The 19,796-nt window shown below is 64.0% G+C and carries 15 protein-coding genes; 4 read left to right on the forward strand and 11 right to left on the reverse strand.

Annotation, left to right across the window (positions count from 1 at the left end; all coding sequences use genetic code 11):
* Positions 1 to 35 precede the first annotated feature (35 nt).
* Positions 36 to 1,301 (reverse strand): RidA family protein, encoded by a 1,266-nt coding sequence (locus PG881_RS01630; protein ID WP_270797841.1) that lies wholly within the window; start codon positions 1,299 to 1,301, stop codon positions 36 to 38.
* 826 nt (positions 1,302 to 2,127) lie between these two features.
* Here PG881_RS01630 and hchA point away from each other — a divergent pair.
* Entirely contained in the window at positions 2,128 to 2,991 is an 864-nt protein-coding gene (gene hchA / locus PG881_RS01635; protein WP_270797842.1) for a glyoxalase III HchA, read from the forward strand.
* 175 nt (positions 2,992 to 3,166) lie between these two features.
* On the opposite strand, the gene PG881_RS01640 is transcribed toward hchA, so the two are convergent.
* Both PG881_RS01640 and PG881_RS01645 read right to left on the reverse strand, forming a co-directional pair.
* Positions 3,167 to 4,270: an anhydro-N-acetylmuramic acid kinase gene (locus tag PG881_RS01640; RefSeq protein ID WP_270797843.1), complete on the reverse strand. Its 1,104-nt coding sequence runs from the start codon at positions 4,268 to 4,270 to the stop codon at positions 3,167 to 3,169.
* Between the two features lie 124 nt (positions 4,271 to 4,394).
* Positions 4,395 to 5,705 (reverse strand): peptidoglycan DD-metalloendopeptidase family protein, encoded by a 1,311-nt coding sequence (locus PG881_RS01645; RefSeq protein WP_270797844.1) that lies wholly within the window; start codon positions 5,703 to 5,705, stop codon positions 4,395 to 4,397.
* A gap of 114 nt (positions 5,706 to 5,819) precedes the next feature.
* Here PG881_RS01645 and tyrS point away from each other — a divergent pair, with 114 nt between their 5' ends.
* Positions 5,820 to 7,019, forward strand: coding sequence for a tyrosine--tRNA ligase (gene tyrS, locus PG881_RS01650; protein ID WP_005303305.1), 1,200 nt, complete (start codon positions 5,820 to 5,822; stop codon positions 7,017 to 7,019).
* A gap of 78 nt (positions 7,020 to 7,097) precedes the next feature.
* Here tyrS and ygjK read toward each other — a convergent pair whose 3' ends face one another.
* The 4 genes from ygjK to PG881_RS01670 all read right to left on the reverse strand — a co-directional run bounded on the left by ygjK (position 7,098) and on the right by PG881_RS01670 (position 12,592).
* Positions 7,098 to 9,578 carry an alpha-glucosidase gene (ygjK, locus tag PG881_RS01655; protein ID WP_270797845.1) on the reverse strand — a complete coding sequence of 827 codons (2,481 nt, stop codon included), beginning with the start codon at positions 9,576 to 9,578 and terminating at the stop codon, positions 7,098 to 7,100.
* A 184-nt stretch (positions 9,579 to 9,762) separates the two neighbouring features.
* Complete coding sequence (locus PG881_RS01660) at positions 9,763 to 10,575, reverse strand: helix-turn-helix transcriptional regulator (protein ID WP_270797846.1); 813 nt, start codon at positions 10,573 to 10,575, stop codon at positions 9,763 to 9,765.
* 11 nt (positions 10,576 to 10,586) lie between these two features.
* Positions 10,587 to 11,123: a YbhB/YbcL family Raf kinase inhibitor-like protein gene (locus tag PG881_RS01665; protein ID WP_270797847.1), complete on the reverse strand. Its 537-nt coding sequence runs from the start codon at positions 11,121 to 11,123 to the stop codon at positions 10,587 to 10,589.
* 212 nt (positions 11,124 to 11,335) lie between these two features.
* The gene (locus tag PG881_RS01670) at positions 11,336 to 12,592 is read right to left on the reverse strand and encodes an adenylosuccinate synthetase (RefSeq protein WP_005303296.1); all 1,257 of its coding nucleotides are present in this window, start codon (positions 12,590 to 12,592) and stop codon (positions 11,336 to 11,338) included.
* 187 nt (positions 12,593 to 12,779) lie between these two features.
* Between PG881_RS01670 and PG881_RS01675 the strand changes: the two genes are divergently transcribed.
* Positions 12,780 to 13,688, forward strand: coding sequence for a LysR family transcriptional regulator (locus tag PG881_RS01675; RefSeq protein ID WP_011706900.1), 909 nt, complete (start codon positions 12,780 to 12,782; stop codon positions 13,686 to 13,688).
* 70 nt (positions 13,689 to 13,758) lie between these two features.
* Here PG881_RS01675 and PG881_RS01680 read toward each other — a convergent pair whose 3' ends face one another.
* Together PG881_RS01680 and PG881_RS01685 are read right to left on the reverse strand one after the other, a co-directional pair.
* Complete coding sequence (locus PG881_RS01680; RefSeq protein ID WP_270797848.1) at positions 13,759 to 15,156, reverse strand: TAXI family TRAP transporter solute-binding subunit; 1,398 nt, start codon at positions 15,154 to 15,156, stop codon at positions 13,759 to 13,761.
* A gap of 262 nt (positions 15,157 to 15,418) precedes the next feature.
* On the reverse strand, positions 15,419 to 16,555 hold the full coding sequence (locus PG881_RS01685; protein WP_270797849.1) for a MalY/PatB family protein: 1,137 nt from the start codon (positions 16,553 to 16,555) through the stop codon (positions 15,419 to 15,421).
* 161 nt (positions 16,556 to 16,716) lie between these two features.
* Between PG881_RS01685 and PG881_RS01690 the strand changes: the two genes are divergently transcribed.
* Complete coding sequence (locus PG881_RS01690; protein WP_005303290.1) at positions 16,717 to 17,889, forward strand: MFS transporter; 1,173 nt, start codon at positions 16,717 to 16,719, stop codon at positions 17,887 to 17,889.
* Between the two features lie 67 nt (positions 17,890 to 17,956).
* Here the strand turns inward: PG881_RS01690 and PG881_RS01695 are convergent, their stop codons facing one another.
* Both PG881_RS01695 and PG881_RS01700 read right to left on the reverse strand, forming a co-directional pair.
* On the reverse strand, positions 17,957 to 18,841 hold the full coding sequence (locus PG881_RS01695; protein WP_016351569.1) for a LysR family transcriptional regulator: 885 nt from the start codon (positions 18,839 to 18,841) through the stop codon (positions 17,957 to 17,959).
* A 99-nt stretch (positions 18,842 to 18,940) separates the two neighbouring features.
* Positions 18,941 to 19,696 (reverse strand): YciK family oxidoreductase, encoded by a 756-nt coding sequence (locus tag PG881_RS01700; protein ID WP_203091294.1) that lies wholly within the window; start codon positions 19,694 to 19,696, stop codon positions 18,941 to 18,943.
* Positions 19,697 to 19,796: the final 100 nt, after the last annotated feature.

Here is a 19,796-nt window from a genome sequence, read left to right on the forward strand (position 1 = left end):
TTCAGCCGGTCTCTTTTTATTATTCAGGGCATGTCTTATGCCTGCGGCGGGGTACTTTCCGCGTTGGACATCACCGCATCAATCTGCACCAGGGCGCCGGCGGGCAGCTCGCTCACACCAATCACGGTGCGGGCGGGCAGATAGGCCGGGAAGTATTTGGTGTAGATGGCATCCACGTCCGCCAGATCCGCGATGTTCTTCACCTGGATATTGACCTTGACGATATCGTCCATCACGTGGCCGATGCTCTCGACGATGGTCTTGATATGGCCGAGGCACTGGGCGGTCTGCTCCTTGACACAACCGGTCAGGATCTTGCCGGTGGCCAGATCAACCGGCAGCTGGCCGGCGATGTGGTTGTAGTGGGAGAAGGCGACAGTCTGGGTGTGCAGCGGGCTGCGCGGTGCCTTGTCGGTATTGCGGGCGCTGATCACCAGATTGTGTCTGTCTTCCACCAGCTGCGGCGGGGTGCCGTCACCGTGGGAGATGACCGCATCCATCTGCACCCGGGCGCCCAGCGGCAGGGCGGAGGCCACGATCACGCTGCGCGCCGGCAGGTAGGCGACGGCACGGGCAATGGCGGAGTCCGGGAAGAAGGTGGTGTAGACCTCGTTGACGGCGTCCAGATCGGCCAGATCAGTCAGATAGACGGTGACCTTGACGATATCGTCAAACGGCACATCGATGCTCTCCAGCACGTGCTTGATATTGCGCAGGCACTGGCCAGCCTGCTGCTGGATGCCACCGGCGACCAGCTGGCCCGACGCGGCATCGACCGGCAGCTGGGCACCGATATTGTTGTAGTGGGAGAAGGCGACGGTATGGGTCGAGAGCGGATCCTGCGGCGCCTTGTCGCTGTTGCGGGAGAGCTTCAGCAGCGGGCAGGGGGCTTGCGGGAAGGTGCCTTCACCGTTGGAGATGAGCGCGTCCATCTGCACGGCGGCGCCGAGCGGCAGACCGGCCACCGCCAGCACGGTGCGAGTCGGCAGCAAGCGCGGGAAGAACTCGCCATAGACGGCGTTGACCGCGTCGAGATCGGCAATCTCTTTGAGAAACACCGTGATTTTGACCACGTCATCCATCACATGATCGATGCTCTCGACGATGGCCTTGATATTGGTGAGGCACTGTCTGGCCTGCGCCTTGATATCCCCTGCGACCAGCGCGCCCGTTTTCGGGTCGACCGGCAGTTGGGCGGAGATATTGTTGTAGTGGGAGAACGCCACGCTCTGGGTGCTGGGGCTCAGATCCTGCGGTGCACTGGCGGTATTTCTGGCTGACTTGATGATGGTACCACTCATGGCGATACTCCTTTTTCGTTTTTGATGTAGGGTCAGGCCGCGTTGTTCTTCCCTGGCCGAATGCGTCACGCAGGGCGATACCCATGATGGCGGCAACAGTTGCCCATTCCCGCCGCAGGGCGACGAGGGCAGGGGACCATGGTCATCACTGTGTAAAGCCTTGTGCCGGTGCCGCCGGCGCGTGCAAACGGATAAGGGAGAAATAAATCGGCTTGATGATTCAGACGGGAGGATTCTAGGGGGCGTTCGCCAGCGGATGCAAACCGGGATCCGGTTTCTATGAGGTGGCTCAACAGAGTGAAATATATTCACTTTGCTATTCAATGCATGACCAGAAAGAGCAATAAAGGTGATGGGGCTCCCACTTTTTGCCATGCAGGCGGCTGATGGTGCCTTTATTTGCGTCGATTCAAGTTACCAGCTGTAAATCCCAGGTTAATAAATCTGACCAACTTGCAGGATATTATCCCGGTTTTGCATAGCTATTTATTTTTCGGCTTGGGGAAGGGCTTTTCATAAGACCAAAAATATGCCTGAAGTGAGCCACAAGCGAGCCATTGAAATAACATTCAGCCCATCTGCATGGCAATAAGCTGAGGCGGCAAGAGCGGATGGAAATGAGGGGCGCCGTTCACTGCCGGATGCGGCAACCAGGCGGGCAGGATGGAAGCCTGCATATGCCATATATTTTCAGCGGTGCGAACATGACCTGGCTGCGCGGGCGCCGTACGTCAGCAACCTGTCAGAGGGAAGGGCACGGCGCATTTACCCAGCCCCTGGCAGCCAATACTGTGAGAGCGAGTCAACCCATGATGGAGAGCGTCCCATGACCGAGAAGCTGATTGACGACAAGCAACCGACCCCGGATCCGGCGGAGCAGAATGCCTTTTTCCCTTCCCCCTATTCATTGAGCCAGTTCACTTCGCGCAAGTCGGATCTGGCGGGGGCCGATTATCCCGCCCCCTATCGCGGCGGCCGCTGGAAGATCCTGCTGATCGGGGCCGATGAGCGCTATCTGCCCACCGACAACGGCACCCTGTTCTCTACCGGCAACCACCCGGTGGAAACCCTGTTGCCCATGTATCACCTCGACAAGGCGGGCTTTGCCTTTGAGGTGGCCACCCTGTCGGGCAATCCGGTCAAGTTCGAGTGGTGGGCCATGCCGACGGAGGATGAGGCGGTGGTGGGGCTCTATGGCAAATACCAGGGGCAGTTCCGCCAGCCCGCCAAACTGGCGGAGCTGCTGGCCCAGGTGCAGGCCCCCGATTCGGACTACCTCGGCGTGTTCATTCCCGGCGGGCACGGCGCCCTGATGGGGCTGCCCGAGAGCGCCGAGGTCAAGGCGCTGCTGGAGTGGGCGATGGCCCACGAGCGTTTCATCATCACCCTCTGCCACGGGCCGGCGGCCTTGCTGGCGGTAGCCAATCCGCACACCTTCGCCGGCTACCGGATCTGCGCCTTCCCCGATGCGCTGGATGAGCAGACGCCGGCGATCGGCTACATGCCGGGTCGGCTCACCTGGAAGTTTGGCGAGCGGCTCAAGGGGATGGGGTTTGAGATCGTCAACAGCGGCATCTCGGGGGAGGTGTGCCGGGATCGCCATCTGCTGACCGGTGACAGCCCGCTGGCCGGCAATCCGCTCGGCAAGCTGGCCGCCACTACCCTGCTGGAGGCGGTGAGCCGCCAATAGCGTCACGCCCCTTGCAAGAGAAACTGGCAGAGCAGGCAGGAAATAAAGCAGGGCCGTCGAGTGACGGCCCTGCTTTATTGGGTCTGGACCAGGCCTGGCTCAGGCGTGATAGAGGGCACCCAGCACGGCTGGGCGGCTGGCACCGGCGTATGGGAGGGCAGGTTGCCCTCCTTGTTCAGGCAGGATAGAGGGCACCCAGTATCGCCGGGCGGCTGGCACCGGTGACTGCGGGCAGGTTGCCGGGTTGGCGGTGGATAAAGCGCTGCGCCAGCCAGGCAAACGCCGCGCCTTCCATCCAGTCGGGGGCGATCCCCAGCTCGGCCGTGTTGGCGATGCGCCAGCCGGGCAGCAGGCTGGCCAGCTCCACCAGCAGCGGAGCGTTATGGGCGCCGCCGCCGCAGACATACAGCTCGGGCCGGCTCTGCGCATCCGTCAGTGCGGGCAGCTGGCGGGCGATGCTGTGGCAGGTGAGCGCCTGTAGGGTACGTTGCACATCCGCCGGGGCATGGGAGTGGCCGGCCAGCTCGCCATCGAGCCAGTCGAGGGTGAACATCTCCCGCCCGGTGCTCTTGGGGTGGGGGGCGGTAAAGTAGGGGTGAGCCAGCAACTGCTCCAGCAGTGCAGGGATAAGCTGGCCGCTGGCCGCCCACTGGCCGCCGGCATCGTAGCTGGCTCCCTTGGGGTGATGGCGGCGATACCAGCCGTCGAGCAGGGTGTTGGCCGGGCCGGTATCAAAGCCATAGACGCCGTCCGCCTGGCCCGGCAGCACCGAAATATTGGCGATGCCACCGAGGTTCAGCACCACCCGCAGGGCGCCGGGGTGGGCAAAGAAGGCCTGATGGAAGGCGGGCACCAGCGGCGCCCCCTGACCGCCGAGGGCCATGTCCATGGTGCGAAAGTCGGCCACCACATCGATGCCGGTCAGCGCCGCCAGCAGGGCCGCGTTGCCGATCTGCAGGGTAAAGCCGAGCTGGGGGCGGTGGCGGATGGTCTGGCCGTGGCTGCCGAGGGCGCGAATATCCCTGGGAGTCAGCCCCGCCTTGGCCAGCAGGGCGTGGGTGGCGGCGGCAAACTCGCGGGCGACCAGGTTGTCGGCCACCCCCATGCGGTCGATCTCGTTGTCGCCCGGGGTGCAGAGGGCGTGCAGCTCGTGCGCAGTGGGCCAGGGGTGGCTGAGGGCCGCCTCGACCCGCAGTTCATCCCCCTCGATCAGCACCAGCACGGCATCGATACCATCCATGCTGGTACCAGACATCAAGCCTATATAGCGTTCAGTCATGGGGCTTCCTTACTTGCAGGTCGGGAAAAAGCACGTGAGAGAGGGAGCTGCCTCGATTCCATACCGTATTCTGGTACCCGGCATCAAGCCGATATAACGCTCGCTCATGACTGCTCCTTGTGGGTCAATTGCCGCCGTTGGCCCGCTTGTTCTGGGCCAGCTGCAGCTCCGGGCTGTCCAGCTTGGCCAGCTGGGGCATGGCCTGGGCCTTGAAGTTGGCCAGTGCCCGTCCGCTCAGCGTCTCCGCCTGCGGCAGGTTGAGGGTGCGCGGGTTCTTGTGCACGCCGCCCACCACGAATTCATAGTGCAGGTGCGGCCCGGTGACCCGTCCGGTCCCCCCCAGATTGCCGATGGTCTGCCCCTGCTTGACACGCTGCCCCTTGTTGACGGTGCGCTTGGAGAGGTGCAGGTACTTGGTCACGTAGTTGCCGGCGTGCTTGATGAAGACGTAGTTGCCGTTGAACTGGTTGTAGCCAGCGGCCACCACGCTGCCGGAGCCCGCCGCCATGATGGGGGTGCCCACCGGCGCCACGTAGTCGATGCCGTTGTGGGGGCGTACCTTGCCGGTGACCGGGTGCAGCCGGCGCGGATTGAAGTTGGAGCTGATGTATTTGAAGTTGACCGGTGCGCGCAGGAAGCTCTTGCGCATCGCCTTGCCATCCGGGGTGTAGTAGTTGCCGTCCTCGTTCAGCACGGCGCGATAGGTGGCACCCTGGTTGACGAACTCGGCGGCCAGGATGTCGCCGGAGGCAACCCGCTCGTCATCCTGATACTTCTCTTCGTAGACCACCCGGAAACTGTCGCCCGGCTGCAGGTCCTGGGCGAAGTCGATGTCCCAGCCGAAGATGGCGGCCAAGTCCATGATCTGATCCTCGGTCATGCCGGCGTCGACGGCGGCGCCCCAGAAGCTGGAACGGATCTCGCCCTTGGCCACCTGTTCGCGGGTGTCGAGTTCGAGCTTGACCGGTCTGGCCACGAAGCTGTCGGCCTTGCGGCTCACTTTCAGCGCCTGCTCCAGGCTGTGGGGGTAGTAGAGGCTGTGCAGCTCGCCGCCCTTGGTGAGCTTGAAGGTGAGCTCCTGACCGGGTTTGAGCAGGCGCAGGGTATCCGTGCCCTCGAGCTGGTCGATGAGGTGCAGATCCGTGGTGCTGAGGCCGAGGCGCTGGAAGATGACCCCCATGTTGTCGCCGCTGCGTACCTTCACCTGTTTGGTGATGTAGCTCGGCTTGGGCGGGGCGACGGGCTTGGCTTCGGCCAGCAGCGCCTCCTCGTCGACCTGCTGCTCCATGGCCAGCTTGTTGCCGTTGTCATCGACCCGGGTAGCGACCGCCTGTTCGCTGGGCCAGGCCGCCAGCATCATCACCATGATGCTCAGGATCAGCACCATTTTTCGGTGCCAGTGAGGGAGAGAGTTGAAGGCGTGCCAAATGACCATGAGAAGCAGACGAAGTTGAGCCGGGAAGAATGTCGGAGTTTACCGCCTTTCCAATTGGCCCGCCATTCCAGTAATATGTCTGGCCCTGTGGAATCGTGATTGGAGAGTCAAAAAATGTCCCAGCTCGAGGTGGCGCTAGCCGAGATCAAGCGCGGAGCGGAAGAAATTCTGGTGGAAGAAGAACTGGTCGCCAAGTTGAAGGAAGGGCGCCCGCTGCGCATCAAGTTGGGGATGGACCCGACGGCTCCCGACATTCATCTGGGTCATACCGTGATCCTCAACAAGCTGAAGACCTTCCAGGATCTGGGCCATGAAGTGATCCTGCTGATCGGTGACTTCACCGCCATGGTGGGTGACCCCTCCGGCAAGAACGCCACCCGTCCGCCGCTCTCCGAAGAGGCCATCAAGCACAACGCCCTCACCTATGCCGAGCAGGCGTTCAAGATCCTCGATCCCGCCAAGACCCGCATCGAGTACAACTCGACCTGGCTGAGCGAGCTGGGCGCGACCGGCATGATCAAGCTGGCGGCCAAGCAGACCGTGGCCCGCATGATGGAGCGCGATGACTTCAAGAAGCGCTACAGCAACGGCCAGTCCATCGCCATTCACGAATTCCTCTATCCGCTGCTGCAAGGCTATGACTCGGTCGCGCTGAAGGCGGACGTCGAGCTCGGCGGTACCGATCAGAAGTTCAACCTGCTGATGGGCCGCGAGCTGCAAAAAGATGCCGGCATGGCGACCCAGTGCGTGCTGATGATGCCGCTCTTGGTGGGCCTGGACGGCGTCAAGAAGATGTCCAAGTCCGCTGCCAACTACATCGGCGTACACGACGCCCCGGGCGAGATGTTCGGCAAGATCATGTCCATCACCGACGATCTGATGTGGAACTACTACGAGCTGCTTTCCTTCCGTCCGCTGGCTGAAATCGAAGAGTTCAAGGCGGGCATTGCCGCCGGCACTCTCAACCCGCGCGACGTGAAGATCTGGCTGGCCAAGGAGATCATCGCCCGTTATCACGACGAGGCGGCGGCCGAAGCAGCCCACGAAGACTTCACCCAGCGCTTCTCCAAGAACGCCATTCCGGACGAAATGCCGGAAGTCGAGCTGGCACTGGAAGGCGAAGGGCTGGCCATCGCCAACCTGCTCAAAGACGCCGATCTGGTGGCCACCACCTCCGAAGCGCTGCGGATGATCAAGCAGGGCGCGGTCAAGGTTGACGGCGAGAAGCTGGACGATGGCAAGGCACTCATCGGTGCCGGTACCGCCGTCTACCAGGTCGGCAAGCGCAAGTTTGCTCGGGTGACCGTCAAGTAAGTCGCCACCACCGGCGCCGCCATAAGAAAGGCCTCCCTTGCGGAGGCCTTTTTGTTTGCTCATTTCTGCTGATAGGGATCAGCCCTCGGTTTTCAGGAAGTTGCGATAGAGCATGTAGAGGTGGGCCGAGCTCCAGCTGAAGTTGCTGGCCCCCTGCATGGCGCCGCTCTCCGGGTTGTAGTTCTCGCGGATGGGGCCGCTGCCCGCCAGCCCCTCGGCGTTGGCAAACAGCTTGTTGACGAGCTGTTGGGCATCGCTGCGATAGCCGTAGTTCTCCAGCCCCTTCACCCCGAAGTAGAACTGATCCAGCCAGACCCGGCCGCGCCAGTAGATGTCGGGGTCGTAGGCCGGGTTGGTCAGCGCCGCCGTGCCGAGCGGCACCCTGGTGTTGAACTCCTGGGCATTGAGCATCACCTCGCGTACCCGCGCCGCCTTCTCCTTGTCCGCCACCTCGGCCCAGAGCGGGCTCCACCCTTCCGGGCCACGGCCGCGGGCGGTCAACAGCTTGCCGACGCAGCCGTTGGCGTCCGGCAGATCCCCCTGGGCTATCTGGCGGTCGTAATAGAAGCCGGAGGCCTCATCGAACAGGCAGCTGTTGATGTAACCAGCCAGCTGGGTCGCCCCTTCGCGATAGCGGATCGCCTCGTCCGGCTTGCCGAGCAGCTCGGCCATGTCGGCCAGGATACGCTTCTCCTTGGCGAGGAAGGCGTTGAGCTCCACCGACTCCTGATCGATGGAGAAGCCGATGAGGCTGCCGTCGTCCTGATGGTTTTCGAAGAAGAAGACGTTCCAGTCCTGGCGCGCCTTGGCCATGTCGCCGCCATAGGTCTTGTCGGCATAGCGCTTGAGCTGATCCGGCTCGATAAAGCCGAAGCGGGCGGCGTTGTCCATGCCGGACTCCCAGCCGGCGCCGTGCTGGGCGCCGATATCCATGTCGGCGTAGCCGCCAACGCTCAATACCTGCTGATAGAGCGCCATGCCGGCGCAGCCATACCAGCCATCTCCCTCATCGGTACAGCTCGACAGATCCAGCCCGACCGGTGCCCCCGTCGGGTACTGCACCTTGAAGGTGATGTTGCCGAACTCGTCGTTGTGCTCGACGTGGCGGGTGGCGCCATATTCGATGATGCCGTTGCGGTTGTTGTCCCGCGCTCGGTACCACCAGTCGTGATAGGCCTGGATCTTCGGATACATCTCGGCGATGAAGGCCTTGTCCTGGGTGGCGCTGTAGATCTCCCAGATGGCCCAGGCGGAGAGGGGCGGCTTGGTGTCGCGCTCGTTCCAGTTGCCGCCGTCGCCACCGCGATCGGCGAGCTTGTTGTAGAAGACGGCGTCGATCACCATGCCGGCATCCTGCGGCCGAACCGGGTCATCGGCCTGGATCTGGTAGTCATACATGGCGCGCACGTTGTTCTTGGCTACCTCGGGGTTGAAGTGGGCCATGGCGTAGGCGTGCTTCCAGCTGTCCCAGGCCCAGACCCCGTCGAACCAGCGGGCGGTGTTGGAGGGGGTCACCCCGTCGTGCAGGATGGCACCGGCCGGCGAGCGCCAGTTGCCGTTGAGGGTCTCCATCGCCTTGACCGCGATACGCCGCTCCGATTCCGGGATCCCCTGATTGGAGAGGCCGCGCGCCAGGTAATCCTCCCAGCGGCGGATGGAGTCGTCGAAATGGCTGGCGGGGTCGGCCAGCAGCGCCTGGCGGCTCTGCTCGAAACGACTCGCTTCAGCACTGCTGTGGACATAGCTCTGCAGGGTGTAGATATCCTGCTGGCCCTTGGCGGCCAGGGTGAGGCTGGCCTCGCTCACGTAGCCGAGCCCCTGCTCGTCGAGGGTGGTACGGCTAGGCAGGGTGCGATCGATGCGGTAGCTGGCGCTGCCGCTTTGCATGATGTTCCAGGTGCTGCGCAGTTTGCCGAACTGGAATGCCACGCCGCGCTCGGTCTGGCTGATGCTGCGGGTCCAGGTGGGGTACTGCTCGGCGACCGTCTTGTTGGCATCCCACTGGTTGAGCAGCTCCCCCTGCCAGTTGAGCTTGAGGGTGAGCGGTGCGTCAGTGTGGTTGATGAGACGGGTGCGAACCAGCGCAGTGCGGGCATCGCCGTAGCGCAGCTCCAGTTCCAGGGTGAAGGGGTCGAATTCGAAGCGCTGCACCAGCGCCCCCGGGATGGCGTACAGCGCCTGCTTGCTGGCGCTGGTGAGCGGGAAGGCGCGGCCGCTCTCGTCGCTCAGGGTCAGCTTGTCCAATTCGCTGGCGAAGAACAGGCTGTACTCCTCGGCGATGACCATGGGTCCGGTAAAGCCGCCCCACTCGCTGTCGCTGGAGGGCAGCAGGAAGCCGTGCCAGGCACCGAGATCGAGCAGCGGGTTGTATTTGAGGTTGGAGTAGCTGTCAAAGTCACGGAACTGGAGCGGGGTGCCGCTGCGGTCGATCACGTTCTGATACTGGTTCGCCAGGGTGGCGCTGGGGGCGGCCGGGCTGCTGGAGTCATTGCCGTTGCAGGCAGTGAGGCCGAACAGGGCGACGCTCAGGGTGACGGACAGTAAACTTTTACGAAACATCTCTCGCTCCAATGACAGTTTTTGTAGGTTAAGGAAGGTGTTTTTTAGTACTTGTTTTAGTGAAAGCGTTTGCGAGAGCCATTATAGGGCGATGTTGAGGGGAATATTGGCGCTGCGTCACAGTGCAGGAGGGGGAGGTGTGAGCCGGATCACCCGGTTACACGAGGTTACATAGTTTGATGTTTTAGTAACTATTTACTTGTCTGGCGGCAGCCAGCGAGAGGGAGGAGGGGCAGGTACGCAGGTATTGATAGGGGGTCAGGCCGAACTCCTGCTTGAAGCGGGCGGCAAAGCGGCTGGGGGAGTCGTAGCCACAGGCGAGGGCCGTCTCCAGCGGCGCCAGCCCCTGCTGTAGCAGGGTGAGGGCGTGGCTCATACGCACCTGGGCCAGTAGCTGGCGAAAGCTGCGCCCCTCGGCGGCCAGCTTGCGCGCCATGGAGGCGCGGCTCATGGCGAAGTGCGGTGCGACCCCCTCCAGGGTGTGATCGGCGCCCGGCTCCACCCCTAGGTAGCGGGCCAGCCGCTCGCCGAGGGTCATGGCATGGGCGGGAAACAGCAGGTCGAGCCCGCCGGCGGCCTGCAGCTCGGCATAGAAGCCCTGCAGCAGCTGGACCTGGGTGGCCTCATGGAGCCGCCGATCCGCCATGGAGCAGACCAGCTCGAAACAGAAGGCCAGCGCCGGACTGACCGCCAGGCGCGGCTCCCTGAGCGGGCCGGCCTGGGCGGCGCTGAGCCATTCGACGGGGGGCGGGGTCAGCAGGGTCAGCGCGCGGGAGCGAAACTTGCCCTGCTCCGGCTGGTTGACGAAGGTGAGCTGGTGACCGGCCGGGATCAGCAGCCAGCTCGCCTGATCGAACGCCAGGCGCTTCTCCTGCCACCACAACTGCTTGTGACCCTGCTCCACCCAGATGATGGTGGGGGCGTAGATGAGCACCCGGTGCAGCGGCTGCTGGCGGATCCCGAGATAGTGGTGCAGTTGCAGCAGCGGCGTGCTCATCCGGCTGGCTCCTAGGGGGTGACGAAGGTGGCGGTCAGGGTGGCCTTGCCAAGGGCCATGCTGTTGAGCATGTAGCCTACCATGGCGGGCGGGGTGTCTGTCTTCACCTCCAGGGCCTGGGGCAGGGCCCAGGCGGTAAACTGGTAGCGGTGCATGCCGTGGCCGGCGGGCGGGCAGGGGCCGCCGTAACCCTGGCTGCCGAAGTCGGTCTTAAGCTCCAGCCCTTGCTTGAGCTTGCCGGAGGTGTTGCTCGGCAGCTCGCTCTGACTGGCCGGCAGGTTCACTACCAGCCAGTGCCACCAGCCGCTGCCGGTGGGCGCGTCGGGGTCATAGGCGGTGATGGCGACGCTCTTGGTGCCGGCCGGCAGGTCCTGCCAGCTCAGCTGGGGCGAGCGGTTGTCACCGCTGCAGCCAAAGCCGTTGAAGCTGAAGGCCTTGTCCATCAGCTGGCCTTCGTGGATGTCGCTGCTCTTTAGGGTCATGGCACTGGCGGGCAGGGTCGCCACGCACAGCAGGGAGAGCAGGGTGGTTCGCTTGGCAATCTTCATGGTGAGGCTCCTCGGTGGATGATGGGATCAGTCTAGCGAAGAGGGGGAGAAGGTGAGTGACTCAACCGCTCAAAGTGGCCGTTTTACTGCCATGATATGAGTCGTTATGTTGATTGCTGGTGAGCGCTGCGAAAGAGGGTGGCACGCCGGGCATAAAAAAACCGGCATCCAGGATGCCGGTTTTTTACTGTGCTGACAGCTGATCGCGCAACTTAGCGCAGGATCATCTCGTCACGGCCCGGGCCGACGGAGACCATCGGCACCGGTACGCCCAGCAGCTCTTCGATGCGCAGTACGTACTGCTGAGCCGCTTTGGGCAACTCGGCGAAGGTACGGCAGCCGGTGATGTCTTCGCTCCAGCTTTCCATCACTTCGTAAACCGGCTTCAGACCGGCAGTTTGCGGCCAGATCGGGTTCTCGGTGTGGGCACCTTCGTAGGCGACGCAGATCTTCAGATCCGGCAGACCGGTCAGGCAGTCCAGCTTGGTCAGTGCCACTTCATTGGCAGCCTGCAGCTCGACACCGTTCTTGGTGGCAACGGCATCGAAGTAGCCGACGTCGCGGGGACGACCGGTGGTGGCGCCAAACTCGTTGGCGATCTTGCGGAACTCGTCCTGGTTCTCCATGGCGGTCAGCAGGGTGCCGGTACCGACGGAGGTGCTGAACGCCTTGGCGACGGCGATGACGCGCTCGGGACGCAGACCCGGCAGGCCGCCACCGATGCCGGCATAGGCGCCGGAGACGTGGGAGGAGGTCACCCAGGGGTATTCGCCGTAGATCAGGTCACGGCCGGCGCCCAGCTGGGCTTCGAACAGCAGGGTCTTGCCTTCGGCCTGCAGCGCTTTGAGCGGCATGCTGACGTTGCAGACGGAGTCGATCCAGGGGGCGGACACTTCCAGCAGCCAGTCGGCCATCTCCTGGGCGGTCTGGTTGAATTCGAAGGTCGGGTAGAGTGCCTTGAGTTGCGGCAGTTTCCAGTCGAGGAAGAATTGAATACGCTCGACCAGCACTTCCGGCTGCTTCAGCCAGCCCACCAGGATCGCTTTCTTCATGACGCGATCACCATAGGCGGGAGCGATGCCCTGACGGGTGGAACCGTAGGCGCCGTCGCCCAGGCGCTGCTCTTCCAGGGTATCTTCCATGGCGTGCAGCGGCAGGCAGAGGGTGGCGCGATCAGAGATGGCCAGCTTGGGAGTGACGCCGGAGGCTTTCACTTCGTCCAGCTCGACGGTCAGTTTCTCGGGGCTGATCACCATGCCAGGGCCGAGCACGACCAGGCAATCCGGGTTGAACACACCGCTCGGAACCTGGTGCAGCTTGAAGGTGCCAAGGTCGTTGACGACGGTATGGCCGGCGTTGTTGCCGCCCTGGAAGCGAATGCTGGCGCCTGCTTGGCCTGCCAGATAATCCACGATGCGGCCTTTGCCTTCATCACCCCAGTTGGCACCTACGACTACGATAGACGACATGACTCTTTCTCCTAAGACGTTAGGCGATCATCCTAGGAGGCTCAGGAGGATTAGAAAAATTAATTATCTTTATAATTCCGATAAGAGAGTCATATAATTGCGGTGAATTTATCGGCAAACCGCCCCGCTGCCGTGCCGGCATCCCCGTCAGGGGCCCGTGCGGCCGTGGCGGCACAAGAGGATCCCCATGCTGGATATTCACTGGCTGCACACCTTCGTCACCCTGGCCCGGCTGCAGCACTTCGGCCAGACCGCCACCGAACTGCACATGACCCAGCCCAATGTGAGCCTGCACCTCAAGAATCTGGAGCAGGCCACCCGGGTCAAACTCATCGAGCGCAGCCCGTTTCGGCTGACCCAGGCCGGCGAGCGGCTGCTGCAAAGCGCCGAGCGCGCCATCGCCGAGCTGCAGCTCTGCCAGTCCGATCTCAACGCCCTCAACCAGCTGAGTCAGGGGACGCTGGCCATCGCCGCCAGCGACATCATCTCGCGCCTGCTGCTCATTCAACCCTTTCAGCGCTTCAAGCAGGAGTTCCCCGGCATCGACCTCACCCTGTTCAACACCACTTCGGATCAGGCAGCTGAGCTGGTCAAGGCGGGCAAGGCGGATCTGGGCTTCGTGATGGCGCAAAAGCGCAGCGAGCCGCTGTTCTACACCGAGTTGCAGCAGGTGACCTGGTGCGCGCTGGGCCACGGTCTCGCCCGCTGGCAGGCGCGGGCAAAGGCGGGGGAGAGCGATCCCCTCGACGAGCCGACCCTGATCCTGCTGGGCCACGACACCCGTACCCGGGCGCTTATCGACCCCTCTTTGCCGCTGCTCGGTCTGCCCAGCTGCCGCATCATGGAGGTGGGCAGCGTGGACGCCCAGCTCGACTGGGCCGAAGCGGGCTTCGGAGTGGCCATAGTGCCGGACTTTTCCATTCACCCGCGGCTCAAGCTGACCGCCCCGGTGACCCGGCTCACCGACTTTCCCGGCACCAGCTTAGGGTACGTAGTGCGCCAGAACCAGGTGCTGTCGCGCGCCATCAAGCAACTGCTGCACTGGGTGGAGCAGGAGATCCAGCGCCCGCAGCCGTTGCCGGACGCCAGGGCGTGAGTCCACCCAATATCGAAACAAAAAGAGGCCACCCTTGGGTGGCCTCTGTCGTTGTGGCTGTTTGGCGACCTTACTGGGCAGGTGCGCCGTCCCCGGTCGGTGAGGCGGCGCTCGGTGCGGGCGGTGTTATCGGTACCTGTGCTGTCGATGCCGGTTCGGCGGGGGCAGGCGAGGCGGGTTGTTCCCCGCTCATCACGGCAGAGGAGCTTGGCGCGGCCGTGCCCGTCAGCTTGCCGCCCTGCTCCACGGCGGCCCCTTCGAGCACGTTACTGGCACCCGGTTTGGTGGCTGCGGCTGCCGAGGGGGTCGGCAGCAGGGCGCCAGGGGTCTGCCCGGACGAGGTGGCGGGCGCACCTTCCGGGGAGGGGGCGCCCGTCTCGCCGGTGGGTTGTTTCGCGTCCTCACCAGCGGGGTGTTCCACTTCGGTGGGCTGCGCCGCTGAGGTTGCCAGGGCCTCCGAGGCCGCCGGAGCCGGGTTCAGGGCTTCGGGCAGCAGGGCGGGCGGGGCATCCGCCATGCCGGCGTGGCGCGGTACTTCCGCCTCACCCTGCATCCCCTCCAGGGTGAGAGCGGTGAGGGCCGGATGGAGGCGGGTGAACTGCTTGAGTCGCCCGCTCAGCACGTCGCGCACGGTGCGCACCTCGCCCTCTGGCAGGCTGGCCAGCGCCACCAGCTCGGCGGTGACGGCGAAGGTGTTGACGCCGCTCGGCTGGCCCGGGTAGAGGTTGGCGCCGATGCGGCTGCGCTGATAGTAGGGATGCTGTTTGAGCAGCGCGTCGACCTGCTCCCCTTCGATGGGGATGAGGCGCGCCTTGCAGCGGCCGGTGAGATCGCCGATGGCCTGGTTGGGGTGGCCCGCCACCACGAAGGCGGCGTCCAGGGTGCCGTCACAGAGCCCCTCCAGCCGGTTGTTGGCCGCGGCGGGGATGACGGGGGCAAAGCTCTTGGCCTGCCAGCCCATGGCATCGAGCAGGGCCTGGCTGGTGATGTGCTCGCCGGAGCCCGGGTTGCCCAGATCGACCCGTTTGCCCTCGATGTCGGCCAGGGTGTTGATGTTGCTGTTGGCACTGGCGAGCAGGGTCAGCGACTCCTGATGAAGCCGATAGAGGCTGCGCAGCTGGTCGTCGGGCGCCTGACCCATGAAGGGGCCGGTACTGTGGGCGGCGTGGTGCACCACATCGGACTGCACCAGCGCCAGCTGCACTTTCCCTTGATGCAGCGCCTTCAGGTTGGCAAGGGAGCCGGAGGTGCTCTGCACCGAGCAGTGCAGGCCATGGCTGGCCGTCTCTTCATTGAGCAGCCGGCAAATGGCACCACCGGTCGGGTAGTAGACGCCGTTGAGGGGCCCAGTACCGATGGTGAGATTGGCAGGCGTGGCTGCCTGCAGGGGCAGCGCCAGGGCCGCTGCCAGCCAGGGCAGGGTGCGGCGAAGCAGAGTCGGCAGATAGTGCAAGGCTGGTTGGGGCATAGTGAACCGGATCAATGGCTGATAAAAGGGATGGGGCTGGCCCATCCCGGTTGGCATTCGGCCGCGCCAGCTGCTGGCGGCGGCACTGCACCGTATTCGGCGCCATCGATATCCCGGGTTGCGGGGCCGTGGCGGCATGTTGCGAAAATATACCCTATTGCGATCGGATACGGATCTGGCTGACTTCAATATATTGCGGGGCCGGCTGCTGCCGGCCCCGCCACTGCCCATAGGGTGAGGCCATGAGGGAGAAAGCGCGTGATCAGCGCGCCAGAATGGCTTTTTCCATGCGGGCTAGCGCCTCGACGAGGCGAGCCCGGGTGCAGCCGAAGTTGAGCCGCACGAACTGGCCGTCACCAAACTGGGCACCGGGAGAGAGCCCCACCCCGGCCTGCTCGAAGAAGGTGATGGGGTCGTCCAGCCCGAGTGCGCTCATATCGATCCAGGCGAGGTAGGTGGCTTGGTGGCGCGCCAGCTTGATGCCGGGCCAGCGGGCGACCGCCTGCTCGATCAGGGCCAGGTTGGCGGCCAGGTAGTCGAGCTGTTCGCTGAGCCACTGCTCGCCGCCTTCGTAGGCCGCCTCTGCCGCCACGAAGCCCAGCAGGTTGACGTCGGCACTGATGCCGCGCATCGCCTGCTGCAGCTTGAGGCGCAGACGGGCATTGGGCACCACCGCGAAGGAGCAGCAGAGCCCGGCGATGTTGAAGGTCTTGCTCGGGGCCATCATCACCGCCGAGCGCTCGGCCGCCGCCGGGTTGATGGCGCCGTAGGGGATGTGGCGGGCGTCCTTGTCCAGCAGCAGGTCGCAGTGAATTTCATCGGAGCAGATCACCAGGTTGTGGCGCTCGGCGATGGCGTCGATGGCCAGCAGCTCCTCGCGGGTGAACACGGTGCCGCCCGGGTTGTGCGGGTTGCACAGCAGCAGCAGATCCGCCGCCGGCGCCTGGCGCTCCAGCTCCTCGATATCCAGCACCCAGCGACCGGCCTCTTCCACCATGGGCACGGTGAGCAGCGGCCGGTCGTTGAAGCCCGGCGCCTGCAGGAAGGGGTAGTAGACCGGCTTGGGGGTGATGATGCCGCGCCCGTGCTGGCTCCAGGCCTTGCAGGCGAGGTTGAGACCGGGCACCACCCCGGGCAGGAAGACGATCCACTCGGGCTGGATGGTCCAGCCATAGCGGCTGGCCAGCCGTGCGATGATGAGTTCGATCAGCCGGGGAGAGGGGCGCGAGTAGCCGAAGATGCCGTGGGCGACCCGTGCCGTGAGGGCCTCGATGACGGCAGGGGGGGAGACGAAGTCGGTGTCGGCAACCCACATGGGCAGCACGTCCTGTCCCTTGTACTTGTCCCATTTCAGGCTCATGGTGCCGCTGCGATCTATTTCCCGGTCAAAATCAAACATGTGAAATCCTTATGCTGGCCAGTGGGCTTTCACTGTACGGGGTCGGGGACGGGGTCGCAAGCCTTGAGGTGGCTCTTGATAATGACATAAAATAAGCGGCGCCATTTCATGCACTTGCCGAATTTTGGCCAGTTTTCTTCCCTCCAATCAGTGGTAATTCTATGCGCTTGCTGACCGCCGCTCGCAACAGGACGGATCCCGTCTCTCTCTCTTTTCTGGCCGTGACCTTTATGACCGGGGTGGCGGTGGCACTGCAGGTACCCACCTTGAGCCTGTTTCTGGCCGAGGAGGTGCAGGTGCGCCCCTTCCTGGTGGGGCTCTTCTATACCGTCAACGCGGTGATTGGCATCCTCATCAGCCAGTGGCTCGGCCATCGCTCCGACAACAAGGGGGATCGCAAGCGGCTGATCCTGCGCTGCTGCTTCGCCGGCGTGGTGCTCTCCCTGCTGTTTGCCTGGAACCGGCAATACTGGCTGTTGGTGAGCCTGGGGGTGTTGCTGGCGAGCCTGGCCGCCACCGCCAGTCCCCAGCTGTTCGCGCTGGCGCGTGAATACGCCGACAGCCGCAACAAGCGGGCCGACATGTTCAGCTCGGTGCTGCGGGCCCAGTTCTCGCTGGCCTGGGTGATAGGGCCCCCCATCGCCTTCGCGCTGGCCATCGGTTATGGCTTCGAGGTGATGTACCTCGCCTCCGCAGTGGCCTATCTGCTCTGCGCCTTCGTGGTGTGGCGCTGGCTGCCCTCGCTGCCGCTGCCGGTGATGGACAGCGAGGTGGAGCGGGTCAGCAGCTGGCGGGATCCGTCGGTGCGGGCGCTCTTCATTGCCTCCACCCTGATGTGGACCTGCAACAGCATGTACCTCATCAACATGCCGCTCTACATCACCCGCGAGCTGGGGCTGGAGGAGAAGCTGGCCGGGGTGCTGATGGGCACGGCGGCGGCCCTCGAGATCCCCTTCATGCTGCTGGCGGGCCATTACACCCAGCGTTTTGGCAAGCGTCCCATGATGCTGCTGGCGGTGCTGGCCGGGGTCGGCTTCTACGTGGGGCTGGTGACCCTGTCGAGCCAGCATGCTCTGATTGCGCTGCAACTGCTCAACGCCATCTTCATCGGCATCGTCGCCGGCATCGGCATGTCCTACTTCCAGGATCTGATGCCGGGTCGCGCCGGGGTGGCGACCACCCTGTTCGCCAACAGCATCCGCACCGGCTCCATCATGGCGGGGGCTATTGCCGGGACTGTGGCGGAGATCTGGAGCTTCCACGGGGTCTTCATGGTGGCCATGGGCTTGGCGCTGCTGGCGCTGGCCGCCTGCTGGCGGGTGCCGAACGTCTGAAAGCGGAGGGGTTGAGGGGGCGAGCGGGTCGGCCCGCCTCACTGTCTGATGGCGGCGGGGAGACGCTCTAGCGGTCGTTGTCGTTCTGGTATTCGTTGCGCAGGCAGCGCAGCAGCAGCTCGGTGGCCGGGCCCAGCGCATCGGCCGACGGAGTCAGCAGATAGGTATAGAGGTGGCGCTCGTTGCCGCTTGCCAGATCCAGCGGTACCAGGGCGCCGCTTGTCAGCTCTTCCTGCACCAGGTGGCGCGGCAGCCAGGCGTAGCCGAGGCCGAGCTTGAGCATGGCGATCACCTCGTGGTAATGGGTCGCCTTCCAGCCGGTGTCGTCCGCGTCGTTCCAGTCCACCGAGCGGTGAATGGGGGGATGCAGGCTGATCTGGTTGTGGCTGGCCAGCTCCTCGGCGGCGATGGCGCCACCCTGGGTGGCGAGCGGGTGCTCGGCCGAGCAGAGCGGCAGCAGGCACACCTCGTCCAGCGGCAGGCCGGTGCGATCGTGGGGCAGGTGCTCGGAGAGCATCAGATCCCCTACCTGCAGGGCGTTGAAGTGGCAGTGAATGCGCTCGTGCAGATTGACCCGGCAGCCCCGGCTGCGGGGATAGAAGTTGGCCAGTGCCCGATAGAGTCGCTCGCGCGGCTGCAGCACCGACACATAGAGGTTGATCTGCGGCTCCCACTGCCGCTCCAGGTTGTTGGCCAGGTTCTCCAGCTCTTCCACCTGCTGGCTGAGCTGACGGGCCCGCTTGAGGAAGATCTCCCCCGCCGGCGTCAATACCGCCTTGCGCCCTCTCACCTCCAGCAGAGCCACACCCAGACTCTGCTGCAGCTTGGCTACCGCATGATTGAGAGAGGATTGGCTCTTGTTCAGCGCCTCGGCGGCCTGGGCGTAGCCGCCACAGTCAACCACGGCCTGAAAGATCCGCCATTGCTCAAACGTGCTCTTGGGACGAAACATATCTCAACCTGATAAGGGAGCGGATGTTGAAACAGGGTGCCGACGGCACCCTATTGAATGTAACCCCATGCGGCGCAGGGTTGCGGTTATTTTGTTGATTTATTTGGGCTGGGCCACAAAGGTCTGGCCGGTTTTGCCCCGGCTGTCCGCGCCCATCAGATAGAGATAGAGCGGCATCAGGTCGGCGGGGGTCTTGAGGTTCATCGGATCTTCGGCCGGGAAGGCGCTGGCCCGCATCTTGGTGCGGGTGCCGCCCGGGTTGAGGGTGTTGACCCGCACACCGGTATTTTCCAGCTCGTCCGCCAGCACTTCCATCATGCCTTCGATGGCGAACTTGGAGATGGCATAGGTGCCCCAGTAGGCGCGGCCCTTGCGGCCTACGCTGGAGGAGGTGTAGACGATGGAGGCCTCGCCCTGCTCCTTGGCGGTCTGGCGGATGAGCGGCAGCAGCGCCTGGGTCAGCAGGAATTCCGATTTGACGTTGACCTGCATCACCTCGTCCCACTCCTGCTCCTGGATGTGTTCGAACGGTGACAGGGTGCCGAGCAGGCCGGCGTTGAACAGCACGCCGTCGAGGCGGCCGAACTGCTGGGCGAAGGTCTCGGCCATGCCAAGGTAGTGGCTCTTGGTCGCCCCCTTCAGATCCACCGGCACGATGGCGGGCAGCGGGTGGCCGGCGGCCTCGATCTGGTCGTAGACTGCCTCCAGCTTGGCGCTGGTGCGGCCGAGCAGGATCACGGTGGCGCCGTGGGCCGCATAGGTGAGCGCCGCTTCGCGGCCGATGCCGTCACCGGCACCCGTGACCAGAATGACCTTGTCCTTGAGCAGATCCCGGGGGGCCTGATAGTTGAACATGACAACTCCTGTTAACAATTCGTGGCAGATGCGCGCGGCAAATAGAGGGGCAAGTGTACTGATCCCGCACGGCGTTTGACCAGTATGAGATGGCAAAAAT

This window comes from Aeromonas sp. QDB54, assembly GCF_027707385.1.
GTDB lineage: Bacteria > Pseudomonadota > Gammaproteobacteria > Enterobacterales > Aeromonadaceae > Aeromonas > Aeromonas hydrophila.